The organism is Geobacter psychrophilus (assembly GCF_056821595.1).
This window is the reverse complement of record NZ_JBXDTU010000004.1, coordinates 2,652,981-2,666,957: the sequence shown is the minus strand read 5'-3', so window position 1 is coordinate 2,666,957 and position 13,977 is coordinate 2,652,981. Positions and strand designations below refer to the sequence as shown.

Annotated in this window: 8 protein-coding genes; 3 read left to right on the top strand and 5 right to left on the bottom strand. The window is 58.0% G+C overall.

The genetic code is table 11. The features are described 5' to 3' along the window. Window positions 1-13 precede the first annotated feature (13 nt). On the bottom strand, window positions 14-1,393 hold the full coding sequence (locus tag ACOCF6_RS14845) for an FAD-binding oxidoreductase (protein WP_482461113.1): 1,380 nt from the start codon (window positions 1,391-1,393) through the stop codon (window positions 14-16). Window positions 1,394-1,548: 155 nt separating this feature from the next. Here ACOCF6_RS14845 and ACOCF6_RS14840 point away from each other — a divergent pair, with 155 nt between their 5' ends. Next, complete coding sequence (locus ACOCF6_RS14840; RefSeq protein WP_482461112.1) at window positions 1,549-2,946, top strand: hypothetical protein; 1,398 nt, start codon at window positions 1,549-1,551, stop codon at window positions 2,944-2,946. Window positions 2,947-3,002: 56 nt separating this feature from the next. On the opposite strand, the gene ACOCF6_RS14835 is transcribed toward ACOCF6_RS14840, so the two are convergent. From ACOCF6_RS14835 to ACOCF6_RS14825, 3 genes are all read right to left on the bottom strand, one after another. Further along, window positions 3,003-3,677, bottom strand: coding sequence for a LysM peptidoglycan-binding domain-containing protein (locus ACOCF6_RS14835; protein ID WP_482461111.1), 675 nt, complete (start codon window positions 3,675-3,677; stop codon window positions 3,003-3,005). Between the two features lies 1 nt (window position 3,678). Then, window positions 3,679-6,663, bottom strand: a complete 2,985-nt coding sequence (locus ACOCF6_RS14830; protein WP_482461110.1) for a hypothetical protein — start codon at window positions 6,661-6,663, stop codon at window positions 3,679-3,681. Between the two features lie 169 nt (window positions 6,664-6,832). Continuing rightward, complete coding sequence (locus tag ACOCF6_RS14825) at window positions 6,833-8,053, bottom strand: ammonium transporter (protein ID WP_482461109.1); 1,221 nt, start codon at window positions 8,051-8,053, stop codon at window positions 6,833-6,835. A 232-nt stretch (window positions 8,054-8,285) separates the two neighbouring features. Here ACOCF6_RS14825 and uvrC point away from each other — a divergent pair, with 232 nt between their 5' ends. Further along, a complete protein-coding gene (gene uvrC / locus ACOCF6_RS14820) occupies window positions 8,286-10,130 on the top strand; it encodes an excinuclease ABC subunit UvrC (protein ID WP_482461108.1) in 1,845 nt (614 codons plus the stop codon). Window positions 10,131-10,348: 218 nt separating this feature from the next. Continuing rightward, window positions 10,349-12,328: a TonB-dependent receptor plug domain-containing protein gene (locus tag ACOCF6_RS14815; protein WP_482461107.1), complete on the top strand. Its 1,980-nt coding sequence runs from the start codon at window positions 10,349-10,351 to the stop codon at window positions 12,326-12,328. Between the two features lie 104 nt (window positions 12,329-12,432). On the opposite strand, the gene gptM is transcribed toward ACOCF6_RS14815, so the two are convergent. Continuing rightward, a complete protein-coding gene (gene gptM / locus ACOCF6_RS14810; protein WP_482461106.1) occupies window positions 12,433-13,734 on the bottom strand; it encodes a geopeptide radical SAM maturase in 1,302 nt (433 codons plus the stop codon). Window positions 13,735-13,977: the final 243 nt, after the last annotated feature.

The window sequence follows — 13,977 nt, the reverse complement described above, 5'->3', positions numbered from 1 at the left end:
GCCAGCCGACTCATTACCAGGGAAACATCTTGCCCGGGTTGAGGATATTGTTCGGGTCCAGCGCATGCTTGAGGGCCTTCATGGCGCCAATCTGGTCCGGCGACAGCTCCAGTTCGATGTAGGGCGCCTTGGAGAGTCCGACGCCATGCTCGCCGGACATGGTCCCGTTGAGATCAAGGGCGGCCTGAAACACCTCCTTGATGGCACCGTGGGCCTTCTCCTCCTGGCCTGCAATTGTCTTGTCGATCAGGATATTGACGTGGATGTTGCCGTCGCCGGCATGTCCGAAGTTGACGATAGGGATATCGTACTTCTGCTGGATCAGCTCGATAGCGCGAATGACATCCGGCACCTTGCTGCGGGGCACCACGATGTCCTCGTTGTACTTGTCCGGGTTGACATCCCGCAGTGACGGAGAGACCAGGCGCCGCACCCGCCAGAGCTCTTCTGACTCGGCGTTGTCCTGAGCGGCACGGAACTGGACCAGTCCCAACGGCTTGATCAGTTCGTGGATGCGGGCTGCCTGCTTCTCGATCAGGTCGCGGTCACCATCCACCTCGATCAACAGCACAGCCCGACCTTCCGGGGGGATCCCCAGGCTGAATCGCTTCTCCACGCACTGCAGGGTGGCATAATCCATGAATTCCAGGGTCGTGGGGATGATCTTGGCCCCGATAATGGTCGAAACCGCCTTGGCAGCGCCGTCGATGGAATCGAAGATGGTCAGCATGGTCTTTTTGGCATCCGGCAGCGGCAGCAGCTTGAAGATGATCTTGGTGATCACCCCCAGGGTCCCTTCACTGCCGCACAGCAGGCGGGTCATGTCATAGCCGACCACCGCCTTGTAGGTCTCGCCGCCGGTGCGGATGATCTCGCCGGTCGGCAGCACCACCTCCAGCCCCATGACAAAATCCCGGGTAACACCGTATTTGACACAGCGCGGACCGCCGGCATTCTCGGCCACATTGCCCCCCAGGGTGGAGAACTTGAGCGAGGCCGGGTCGGGCGGGTAAAACAGACCCAGTTTTTCCACAGCGATCTGGAACTGCTCAGTCACGAGACCCGGCTCCACCTCGGCGATCAGGTTCTCCGTATCGATGCGCAGGATACGATTCATACGGGTAGTCACCAGCACCACGCCGCCGGCCTTGGGAATCGCCCCACCGGTGAAACCGCTGCCGGCCCCACGGGGAAATATCGGGAAACCATGCCGGTTGGCAAGCTTCAACACCGCAGAGACTTCAACGGCATTGGCCGGATGTACAACCGCATCCGGGAGGAACTCCATCTGGGTGGCATCGTAGGAATAGCAGAGCAGATCCTGTTTCTCCGTCAGGATATTTTCGGGCCCCACGATTGCCGCGAGCCCTTGAATTACGCTTGAATCCAGCATTGTCAAACCTTTCCGGGTTGGGTTGAAAGATGCTCTACGATACATGAACGTCCGACACCACGCAAGGCAGTTTTGCATCATGGCTGCCAATTATAACTATTGATTGCACCCACCTCATGCCGTACAATGCGCCCACCAAATCAGGAGGATACCACGTGACCGATCTGCTGCTGATAACGGATGTGCCCAGGCTCAGGAAGATCTTTTCGCGTTTGACCGAAGACAGAAACATCCGGCTGAGGATTGCCAACAACCTTGAAAAAGGCGCTGAGGAACTGGCAGCCGAGAAGCCTGGCATCGTCTTTGTCCAGACCCACCTGTCGGGACTATCTGCCGAAATCATCCTGATGCACCTGAAAAAACAGCTCGGCCGGAAGCGTACCCGCTTCGTGCTCCTCTCCACTCCTGCTGAGGTCGGCAGCGAAACCTTGCGTCTCTACCAGGGACATGTCGACACATCCCAGGGCGACGAACCTCTACAGAACAGCATAAAAGAGGTGATTGCCGCACTTCTGACAAAAGCTGTAAAAAAAGCTGCCGAAGAAACCGTGGCGCCGGAAATCGCACCTGTTGAGCCGGAAGCGCTGCAAACAGAAACAGCAGTAGAGACCATGCCGGCACGTATTGCTCCTCTGCTGGAGACGGATACAACTCCCACGCCACGTGAGGAAGAACCATCACTTGTTGATCAGGGGATCACCTACGCCCCGCGCGCGCGGTTGTCAGTCTACTCAGAGTTCAACAGTTCCTTTGATTCGGCGGTCAGTGACATGAAACCGCCTGTAGCACTCGATGAAGCGGTGCCGGAACAGCACCACCACCCCTGGCACGATGAAGAAATCGAAACCATCGAACCAGCCACCGCGCGATCGAAACGGACCAGCTTTCTACTCTGGCTGGCACCCGTGGTTATCGCCGTAATTGTCGTAACCGTGCTGCAGCAGAAACGGTCGACACCTGCTCCCTCTGTTGTATTGCAACCGGCACCGGCGCTGGCTCCGACGACACCGGAGCGTGTGGCAGCATTACCGGCGAAGCAGCCGGATACAACAGCTGTTGCCCCTCAGCCTCAGACGCAGGCGGCCCTGAAGCCTGCTGTCGAGGCAAATGCACAGCTGAGCGACAAGTCCGTGTTATCGGCTATTGCCGAGAATCGCGGCACCAAGGACAAAGCGACCATACCTGCAGCCGGTGCCCGTCTCACTACGCTGCCGGATTTCATCCCCCGTTCCGGGGTAGACAAGACCTATGCACAGGCAAATCCCGGATGGGAACGCTACAAGGGCCAGGTCACCGAGTTCAAGGTGTTTCGTGAGGGCAACTCCATCAAGGCGATTCAGGTCATCGATCGTGGCGGCAGTGGCGTGCCCGAATCCTTTATGAAGGCTGTGCTCCGACAGGTCAGCAAAAACCCGGCATTCGTCATGGAGTCTACGGAGAAAAAAGAGGGGTACGAAATCCAGCGAGGGCACGTAACGCAAAATCTTAAGGTGATGTATTACCGGGATGATCAGGGTGGAAAGCTGCGGGCATTCGTACTAACGTGGCAATAGTCAATCAACAGGTCTACCCCTCCAACCGCCCCTCATCAAGGGGGGCTTGAGGGAGGTTAGTTCTGACCGGACAGCTTAAGGTAACATTCGGCTTTGTAGAGACTGGCATCCGCTGCCAGGGGTGAAGCCTGGTTTTCTGCAAGATATCGGTCAAACAAATCCAATGCGGTACGATAATCATCCTGCCGATAGGCCTTGACGGCACGCTCAAACAGTTTCTGACCTGCAGTAGAGTCACTCGCAACGACAGCTGCCGCGTGTTTTTTCTCACGGGCGGTTTGTTTTTTTGCAGATGCGGCTGACACCACAACCGGCACCGGATTTTTCACAGGGGTGGTATCTGCTCTCCGGGGTACTGCCGCCTCGGCACCGGTCGCAGCTGCCTTTTCATTTTTCACCGGCGCTGAATCGACATGCGCTGACACGGCATTCCGTGAAACGGGCACCCTGAAAACATTCCCGGGATATATTTTATTGGGATCCTTGATCTCGTTAAAAAGGAGAATTTGCGGGTAGTAGGTTCCATGTCCGCTGAATTTGCGCGAGATGCCGTAGAGTGTGTCGCCCTTCTGCACCGACACCTCCTGAACCAGGACACCATCCTTTCCCGGAGACGTTGCGTCAGCTCCCACAGTCGTCGGAGTGTAGAGATACTGCTGACACCATCCGGACGACGGGGCATCCGCCAGCAGGAACATCATCACAGCCATTCCACAAGCAAATCGTATCATGTCAGTACCTGTTCCCGATTTGATCTTCATATGTCAGGGTGTTTTTGACCTGAATGTTCGTCCCCATGCCGGTGCCCGGTTTAACCCGGAATGAGACCTTGATGACACGCTTTTCAGCAGCGCCGAGCTCCTTGAATTTCCAGAAGACGGTGCCGTTACTGACCGAATTGGTTGCCGGATCGGCAGCAACCAGTTCAAGCTGTTCCGGCCAGGCGCTCTGCAGCTCAACAATTCGTGCCAGATTTGTTCCGCGGTTGGTGAGTGTCAAATCGAATGACCCAACTTCACCCGGCTTGAGCTTGCCGTCCCGGCCGGACATGGCCATATGCAAAACCGGACGTGAGTAGACCAGTCGGGTGACACCGCTAAAGAATCGTGACGCATCACCCTCAGAACGGAAGGAAATCTGGCTACTGTCCTCAGAACCATCGACGGCATTGCGCGGAGTCTGAATCTCCATGACGATGCTGGCTTCCTCTTTGGCAGCCAGCGGCCCGACCTCGCTGATGAACGGTTCATTGGCCTGGCGAACCCCGTCGCGGTTAAGGTCGTGGAAAATATTTGTTACCTGCGCACCTTTTCCGCTGGAGACCACCGTAAACTTCTCACGCACGTTACCGCTATTGGTAACGATAAACGGGATTGAAACCGTCTGGCCGGGAATTACCACCAGTCGCTCGGAACCCGGTTGCACCAGAAGTCCGTGCTGCGGCTGGACATAGGCTGCAGTGGATACAAACGCAGAGAATGTTTTCAGCAGGTTGTTGTGCAATTCGGCACGGGTCAGGATTTCCTGGCCGGCCAGAGTTCCATCCTTCAGCTGAAACGCCAGGCTGAACTCCCTGTTTTCACCGGACTTGATCTGAAGCCCGTCTATAACCAGTGCCGCCTTCATTTCCTGCCTGAAACCTGACGCCGCATATTCAACCGGTTCCAGTTGCGGCGGGAAGTTCAGCCGGAAGCTGACATCCTGTGCAGCTGTCGAACCGACGTTCAGTACAGCAACCCGGTAGGTAATTTTCTCGCCGGGCAGCGGGTTGTTCCGGTCGGCCTTGACCGTAGCCCGCAGTAGTGGTGCTGCCGCGACAACCCTGACTTCACGGGACTGGGAAGCCTCCGTCATCGTGCGTGATGAGGCTTTGATCGGGTGGGAAATACGCAGACCGTCGATACTTGCTGCAGGAATCGTCAGATGTACCAGCCCTTTAAAGGACTCACCGGGAGCCAGTATGCCTGTCTGGTTGATGGCCTGGGCAGGCGTGGCAACAGATGTGAATCCCGCTGAAAACTCAGCCGGGAATCCGGACTCAAGATAGAATGAATCGCTGCCATTGCCCTGGTTGGTGATTTCGAAGGGGATACTGACTCTCTGGGCTGCATTATACACCTGCGGCTGGACAGGCAGGTTAAACTCCAGACCTGCAAACTGGGCAACTTCGAGTCGCAGTACCTGGGCATTTTCAGCCTGTGGTTCTGCAGCAGCCTGTGCCGGCATGGCTACGGCCACACCAAGCTCCTTCAGCTTGACCGCGGCCGCCGAGGCCGCCTTTGTATTCGGATAGGTCACCAGAATTGACTTGTATTGCGCTATCGCCTTCTCACGCAGAGCAGACTTGGCAGCACGGGCCTTTTCGTCAGTATCGCGCTGTTGCGGCAATTGCTGGTCATCCGTCTTGACTGGAGCCGGCTGTGCCGCGGCAGCTGCTTGTGCAGACTGGGCGGGTTGACGTGGTGACTGTTCAGGTTTGGCCGCAGAACGCTGAGACGCTTCGGCGGCTACCACTGCCAGGCGCTCCTTCTCTGCCATTTCAGCAGCTGTGCGCTCCTGTGCCTGCTTCAACAGGGCCATTTTTTGCTGTTCAGCCTCTGCAGCGCGCTTTGCCGAAGCTGACTTCTCCTGAGCCAGGCGCTCCGCTTCAACCGTGGATGCAGCCGTGCGCTCCAGCTCCTTCTGGGCTGCAGCCAGACGGGTCGCCTCGGCTGCCGCAATAGCGGCACGCTCCTTTTCGGCCCTCTCACGCTCTACGCGCAGCAGTTCGGCTTTTTGAGCAACCTTTTCAGCAGCTAGCCGATCGGCTTCGGCCTTGAGGGCCGCAGAACGCTTCTCTTCAGCCTCAGCGGCAAGACGATCTGCTTCAGCCTTGGCGACAATAGTACGATACTGTTCGGCAAGCGCTTTTTTCTCGGCATTTTCCTGCGCTTCTGCTGACTTCTCGGCAGCCAGAAGCTTCTGCTCGGTTTTTGCCAGTGCCAGGCGAACCATTTCATCCTGTTGACTGACAAGCTTTTCGTGTTCCGCCTGTTCCAATTTTGCCTGTTCTGCCTTGAGTTTTTCTGAGGCCTTGCGCTCTTCTTCAGCCTTGATGGAAGCCAGTCTCTGTTGTTCGGCCTCTTCAACTGCGCGTTTAGCCAAGGCAGCCTTTTCCTGGGACCGGCGTTGTTCTGCAGCCTTCTCAACAGCTATGCGCTCCTGTTCGGACTGTTCTTTTGCACGCTGTTCCTGTTCGGCTTTTTCCCGGGCCAGACGTGCCTTCTCGGCATCCACCTTGCGGGCAGCAAGCTGAACACCAGTGTCCGGTGCCGGCGGAGAACTGACCGGAAGTTGCTCACCCTTGTCATAACGGGCGGTCAGCGTCAGGAGCTCTTCATCGACAGTCCCTTTGAGGGGATTGTCAGGATATTCCTTTGAAAACTGTGACATGACCCTGGCGGCATCCCGCAGGTTGCCGTTCTTGTAATAGGAACGGGAAAGCCAGAACAGCACCATGTCACGCAGTGGCGTATCGGGGTACTTCTGCAGCACCTCGTTCATCTTGGCTATGGTGGTGGCGTACTCTTTCTGCTGGTAGGCGTTAAATCCGGAAATAAAAATCTGCGAGTCTTCCGACTCCTGGGAATAAGCGGGGAAATTTAGAAAGGATGAAATTATAACCAGTACGGCAAAAAACCTGATCAGAGTATTACGGCATAATTTCAATGTTATCACGATAGGTAACCTCTTCTTGGCCGGCACATGAAAAAGGCGCACGGAGGGCGGAGAAATGTCTGGGTAAAATGCTTGTTAAATAGCATCTCTCCGCCCCCTTGTCAACGTAAGAAAAGGTTTGTACGGGTGTTAGCCCAAGCATCTGCTCAGGCATGACAAGCTCACTGCATCAGCGGATATGATCCTCGGGGTAGGCACCGATACTATGGACCGAGATATCGGCTCCGGCGAACTCTTCTTCCTGGCTGAGCCTGATTCCAATGGTCTTGGCGAGCACGCCGTACACGATGAACCCGCTGGTCAGGGCAAATGCTATGGCCGTCAAGCTGCCGGCCAACTGGGAGATGAAGCTGACGCCGCCCATGCCGCCCAGGGCCTTCTGGCCGAAAATTCCTGCCGCGATGCCGCCCCATGAGCCGATCACACCATGCAGTGGCCAGACACCCAGGACATCATCGATCTTGAGCTTCTCCTGCTCGTAGTGGAAGCCGTAGACAAAGATTATCGACGCAATGCAGCCGACAACGAAGGCTGCCAGAGGATGCATGATGTCACTTCCGGCGCAGACCGCGATCAGTCCGGCCAGGGCACCGTTGTGAACGAAACCGGGGTCGTTCTTGCCGGCCACCAATGCTGCCAGCACGCCTCCTACCATGGCCATCAGCGAATTGACCGCCACCAGACCGGAGATCTTCTCCAGATTGCCGGCACTCATCACGTTGAAGCCGAACCAGCCCACCGCCAGGATCCATGAACCCAGCGCCAGGAACGGGATGTTGCTGACCGGGATCGGGTGGGACTTGCCGCGGATGTACCGTCCCATGCGGGGACCGAGGATGATGACGGCCGGCAGGGCGATCCAGCCGCCGATGGAATGGACAACCACCGAGCCGGCATAATCGTGGAACTCGGCCCCGCCGATGCTTTTGAAGATTCCTTGCAGCAGCGATGCATTTTTTCCCCAGATCAGGGACTCGAATAGTGGATACGAAATGCCGGCGAAGATCGCCCCTGCGATGACCTGGGGCCAGAATTTTGCCCGTTCGGCGATGCCGCCGGAGATAATGGCCGGGATGCAGGCAGCAAAACAGAGCAGGAAGAAGTAGTGCACCAGGTCGTAGCCCTGGGTCTTGCCGAGCAGTTCTTCAGCGGGCTTCAGGAAGGAGATACCGTAGGCGATGGGAAAACCGATTACAAAATAGACAATGGTCGAAACGGACCAATCGGTGAGGATCTTGACAAAGGCGTTGACCTGGTTCTTTTTGCGTACCGTACCCACCTCGAGGAAGGCGAAACCGGCATGCATGGCAAACACCAACACTGCCCCCAACATCAGAAAAAGTACATCAGCACTGCTCTTCAGGCCTGTCACCGTTGACATGGTCTCCATACTCGCTACCCCCGTTGGTATCTGTGCGTGCGCCCGACATTGGGCGACGGTAGCTTAACGCAAGAATTCTGCCAACACACACAACCTGACAACAATCTGTAATCATTTGAATATTTACGAGACACACCTCTGCGACCTGCCTTGCTTTTAAGCTCCATGCCTCAAAATTAGGCACCAGTCTCTATAAACGGCGGGCTTTTCATTCTCTGTCCAAAGAGCTAGAATGCTGGCCATGAGTCTTCAAGATAAAATACGGCAGTTGCCGAACTCGCCCGGTGTGTACCTGATGCGTGACGCTGCCGGAGAGATCATCTACGTCGGCAAGGCGCGCAGCCTGCGGCAGCGGGTGCGCTCATACTTCGGTGCGTCGGTCGATTCCCGTTATCATGTGCGCTTTCTGGTCGCCAAGGTGACCGATATCGAGGTCATGGTGACCGATACGGAGAAGGAGGCGCTGCTGCTGGAGAATACCCTCATCAAGCAGCACCATCCCCGCTACAACCTCAGCCTGAAGGACGACAAGACCTATTTTTCCCTGCGTCTCGATCCGCGGGAGGAATTCCCCCGCTTCAATGTCGTGCGAAAAATTCCCCGGGACGGGGCCCGCTACTTCGGTCCCTATGCCTCGGCATCCGCAGCCCGCGAGGTACTGCGCCAGCTCCAGCGCATGTTCCCCCTGCGCCATTATCCCCTGGTGCGCTGCATGGCCCGCAAACGCCCCTGCCTTTACCACCAGATCGGCCAATGCAGCGCCCCCTGCTGCGGCCTGATCTCCGCAAAGGATTACGCCATGCTGGTGGAGGGGGCCATGCTGTTCCTGGAAGGGAAGAATCGTCAGCTGGTGGCGGAATTCAAGAGGCGCATGCTGGAGGCCTCGGACGGATTGCTGTTCGAAGAGGCCGCCCGCTGGCGCAACCTGCTGCGTTCCATTGAAGTCACCGTGGAGAAGCAGAAGATGGTTCTGCAGGGTGGTGACACGGATGCAATCGGCTTCCACCGTGATGGTGCCCGCCTGGAGCTGGTTCTGCTGTTCATCCGCGGCGGCGTGCTGACCGGAAGCCGCCTCTTCAACCTGACCTGGGAACTGGACGACGCCGAAGGGATTGCGGCATTCCTGCGGCAGTACTACAGTGAAGGGGCCTATATCCCTGAGCAGATCCTGCTGCCGCTGGAGATCGAAGACGGGGCAACATTGGCCGAACTGCTGGGTGAGGTCAAGGGACGCCGGGTTACCATTTCCCGGCCGCTGCGGGGCACCAAACATGAACTGGTGGAACTGGCCGGCAAGAATGCGGCGGCAGCCCTGCGGGAACGGGACGACAAACAGGCCTCCACGGAAGCCGTACTGGAGGTGCTGCAACAGCGCCTGCACCTGTCACGCCTGCCGCGGCGGATCGAGTGCTACGATATATCAACCATCCAGGGGCGCTTCTCCGTGGGAAGCGGAGTCGCCTTCGCAAACGGCCACCCGGACAAGGCACACTACAGACGTTACCGGATCAAGGATGTGCCGGGGCAGGATGACTTCGCCATGCTGGCCGAGGTCTTTTCGCGCCGTTTCCGTAGTGAGAAGGTTGATCAAGACGGCCTGCCCGACCTGGTGGTAGTGGACGGCGGCATGGGACAGTTGAATGCTGCCGCCGAAATTATCAGCGGACTGGGCCTGGAGGGTCGCTTTGACCTGGTTTCCCTGGCCAAGAGCCGTGTGGCGAGCAACATGACGGATGACACTATCCGCAAGAGCAACGAACGGGTCTTTTTGCCGGGCCGGCGCAATCCGGTCGTGTTGCGTCAGAATTCGGCGCCGCTCCTGCTGTTGGCCGCCATCCGCGACGAGGCCCATCGCTTTGCCATCGAGTACCACCGCACACTGCGCAGCAAGGTTGGCATTGCATCCGGGGTCGAACAGATCCCCGGCATCGGCGCAAAACGACGCACGGCCCTGCTGAAACAGTTCGGCAGCCTGCAGAAATTGCAGGAGGCCGCGGTTGAAGAAATCGCAGCCGTGGAAGGCCTGAACCGTACGATGGCGGATACAGTCTACGGGTGGCTGCATGGGGATGAAAACAGGTCGTAAACGAACATTACCCGGACGGCAACAAGACGCTTTTTTTTGTTTTTGCCAAGGCAGCGAATTGATATGACACTGCATTTGCTTATGACTACATAACGAAGAAAGTTTACGGATATGGAAAGTTTCTGCGTTTCATTAAAAAAGCAGCCCACACTGTTGACAACAGGGCACAATGCAGTAGTATGCTTGCGTGAGTTTGCAGCCGGCTACGGAGGTCTCCAATGAAACATAAAGGCAACAGGTGGATCACACGGTTGCTGTCGTCATCCCTGCTGGTGGCAACGCTGCTCTGCACCTCCCGGGTCGAAGCAACTGAACACATCCAGGTGGCCATGGTCACACCCACGGAAGAAGACCTGCTCATGTTCTGGGAGGAGAAGGAGCTGTACGTCCAGACCGCCACCCGCAGCGAAAAACCGCTCACCCAGACCGCCGAGAACATGACCGTCATCACCGCCCGGGAGATCGAGGCCATGAACGCCAACAGCATCAGCGAGGTGCTGGCCCGCGTGCCCGGTCTTTTCGTGGACTTTTCCACCAATGAATATGTGTCCAACGCCCAGCTCCATATCCAGGGGTCGGAGTCGCGCCATGTCACCGTGCTGCTGGACGGCATGCCGGTCAACCTCCTCTCCGACGGCCACGCCGAGACCAGCTTCATCCCGCTCAGGATCGTGGAGCGGATCGAGATCATCAAGGGCGCCGCCTCCTCGGCCTGGGGCTCGGCCCTGGGGGGGGTGGTCAACATCATCACCCGCAGCACAGGCGACAAGGCCTTCCCCAACGGCATGCTGAGCGCCTCGTACGGCGAGGCCAGTTCCCGCGACCTGGGAGCCGAACTGCGCGGCAAGAACGGCCCGCTCGGCTACTACCTCTACGCCGGCCAGCAGGACTCGGACGGGCTGCGCAACAACCGCAATTTCAGCCGCAGCAGCCTCTTCGGCAAACTGTTCCTGACCCCCAACCGCGACCTGGATATCACCCTGAGCGGCGGCTTCAGCAACCCGGAAACGAACAGCGGCGAAGTCCCGGCCGCTTTTGTCCGCGGCAATTCAATGTCTCGTGATCAATTTCTGAACGGCGCCTTCGAGTACCGCGCCACCCCCGAGTTGACCGTCCGTGGCGGGCTGCACTTCTTCAAGTTCCACTTCAATCAGCCCATCCATTTCCTGCCGACCTACACCCCTTCGCCCGGTCAACTGCGGATCGAGTCCATCTCAGATGACGAAACTATCGGCGGCAACCTGCGCGCTACCTGGAGCAGCGGCATCCAGACCCTGACCGTCGGGGGCGAAGCCAGCCACGGCTCTATGGATCAGACCACCAATGCCGGGCCGCGCTTTCAACGCGCCGGATTTCCAGCCAGCGTTACGATCACATCCGATGTCGATAAATGGGGGGTGTTTGCCAACGACACGGCCGAATTCGGCCCGTTCACCGTCACCCCCGGAATCCGCCTCGACCATGACAGCTTCTTCGGTTCGTTCATCAGTCCGAGCCTGGGAGCCACCTGGGAGCTGGGGGAACATACCGTGGCCCGCGCCTCGGCGGCCCGCGGTTTCACCTCTCCGCCACTGTCGTTCCTGGCGGGGGGCGGGCCATACTATGCCGCCAACAAGGATCTCAAGGCCGAGTACGGCTGGTCGTACCAGGTCGGGATCGAATCGGGGCTGGCCGACCTGGTCAACCTGAAAGGCACCCTCTTCCGTCATGAGACCACCAAGGCGATCACACAGGTGCCGGCATCGGCAACAGCGCCGCTCTCAACGGTTGTAAACCGGAACGATATTACCCGCCAGGGGTACGAACTGGAAGCCGACACTGTGCCGTTCTACAACCTCTCCCTCAAGCTGGGGCACGCCTATGCCCATGTCAAGGGGGATGCGGTGCAGAGCGGCTACGCCAATCCGTACTACGACACCTATGCCTGGCTGATCGGGGTCAAGTATGACGACCGCCGGTCATTCTCCGCGCTGCTCTCCGGCAGCTACGTCTGGTGGGACTACGTGGGCACCCCCAACCCGCGCTACGACATCTTCCTCTGGGATCTGACCGCGACCAAAAAGTTCCAGACCAGCACCACAACTACGCTGGAAACATTCCTGACGGTTCACAACATCTTCAGTGGTGACCACTACACAAGTGCCTTCTACCCCAACCCGGGGCGCTGGGTCGAAGGAGGATTCAGATTCAAGTTCTGATATACAGGCTGCCAAAGACAAAAAGACCTCCGGAGACGAGCCCGGAGGTCTTTTTTTGAGATGCACGATTTTCATTTTCGCGCAATGACACCACGCTTGAAGGTTTATTTGTCCTGCCTGGTTCGCTGAAATTCGAGGTCCTGCCTGACTATCCGCTCCAGCACCGCGTCGTAATATTCCCGGCGACAATCAACATCACTCATTTCACCTGAACGCAGCAGCGTCAGCTCCCGACAGCCGCCGAAGCAGATCGGCAGATAGGCGCACGTCAGACACTCCTCCGTTTTCCAGAGGTCCATGCTGTGGGACTCGTGGAAGTCAGCAATCCCCTCGCTCAGCGAGCCGATGCGCAGCTCGGGATAGGCGATGAAGGCCGGACATTTATAGTACGATCCCTCGTGGTTGATTACCAGGTTGTTCTCCAGCTCGACCATGCAGACCGCAAGCTTCGGCTTGGGGGCCGGGAAACCGCGCTTGAGGGTCTCTTCGCGCAGCCAGACGCCGGCCTCCACCAGCCATGGTTCATATGAACAGGCACAGTCGGTCGTGAAGTCAGCCAGAACCCGCTCCCCGGCCTTGGGAACCACCGGGGCGAACTGCATTGTGGCGACCCGGGCCGGATCGATGCCGCGGGCCAGCAGGTCGTCGAGCATGCGCGGGTACTGACGGTAGTTGTCGCGGGTGTAGTTGCCCCCCAGCTGCAGCGGGACGATATCGAAGATATCGAGCACATTGCGCACGATCGCCTCATAGCTGCCGTTTCCCGATACATAGGGGCGGCTGCGATTGTGCAGCTCGGCCGGACCGTCGATGGTGATCTTGGCCCCGTTAAGCCCCAGCGCGACCAGCTCTTCGGCACAGGCGCGATTCAGCAGCGTGCCGTTGGTGACCAGCGCAAAGCTGAAGGGAACCCCCTGCTCACGGGCGGCCGCATGCAGCGGGATGGAGATGGCGCGGATCAGATCGAGGGATAACAGCGGTTCGCCGCCGTAGAAGGTCAGCCGTACCGGCTGCCCCTTGTTTATCCGGTCGCGGCGGATGGTTGCCACCAGCAGCGCGGCGGTCGCGACGCTCATGTAATGCTGACCGCGAAAGGCATCCTCGTAACAGTAGGGGCAGGCCAGGTTGCAGTCCAGGTTGAGTACCACGATGGCGCAGAAGGGGGTATCAGGGCGGGGAATATCAAAGATCGTCCGCAGCTGTTCGCGCTCAACAGCCCGGTCCGGGATCAGGATACCCAGTTGGGTCAGGACCTCGCGCTCCTCATCCGGCAGGGAGTTGTTCCGGGCCGCTTCCAGCAGGTCGTCCGGCAGCAGCACAACGGAACTGCGCAGAGTTGAGTAGACCAGGTTCATCCCCGGCTGCTCCGGACAGGGGTAGATCTTCAGAAAGGTGGATAGCTGCATGACGGGCCTCCGGGGGGATTGAGGGGGATTTGATTTTGCAGATCGTTCCGCAGATGCAAAAAGGGGGGATCGCTCCCCCCTTCCGCTGACTCTGCATACAGAATCAATTTACATAAGAAAATCGAACGCATTCATACAGCAGGCGCCCATCGGCGCCATCAATGCACAATCGTTACCCTTTTCCAGTACTACCAGCGTGCTCTTTTTCATTGTCTTCTCCTTTTGCGGGTTAGTTCCGCGGGG

Coding starts and splice junctions, on each gene's coding strand:
- ACOCF6_RS14815 (WP_482461107.1), top strand. CDS start 10,349: ATGAAACATAAAGGCAACAGGTGGATCACACGGTTGCTGTCGTCATCC.
- ACOCF6_RS14835 (WP_482461111.1), bottom strand. CDS start 3,677: ATGATACGATTTGCTTGTGGAATGGCTGTGATGATGTTCCTGCTGGCG.
- uvrC (WP_482461108.1), top strand. CDS start 8,286: ATGAGTCTTCAAGATAAAATACGGCAGTTGCCGAACTCGCCCGGTGTG.
- ACOCF6_RS14825 (WP_482461109.1), bottom strand. CDS start 8,053: ATGGAGACCATGTCAACGGTGACAGGCCTGAAGAGCAGTGCTGATGTA.
- gptM (WP_482461106.1), bottom strand. CDS start 13,734: ATGCAGCTATCCACCTTTCTGAAGATCTACCCCTGTCCGGAGCAGCCG.
- ACOCF6_RS14845 (WP_482461113.1), bottom strand. CDS start 1,393: ATGCTGGATTCAAGCGTAATTCAAGGGCTCGCGGCAATCGTGGGGCCC.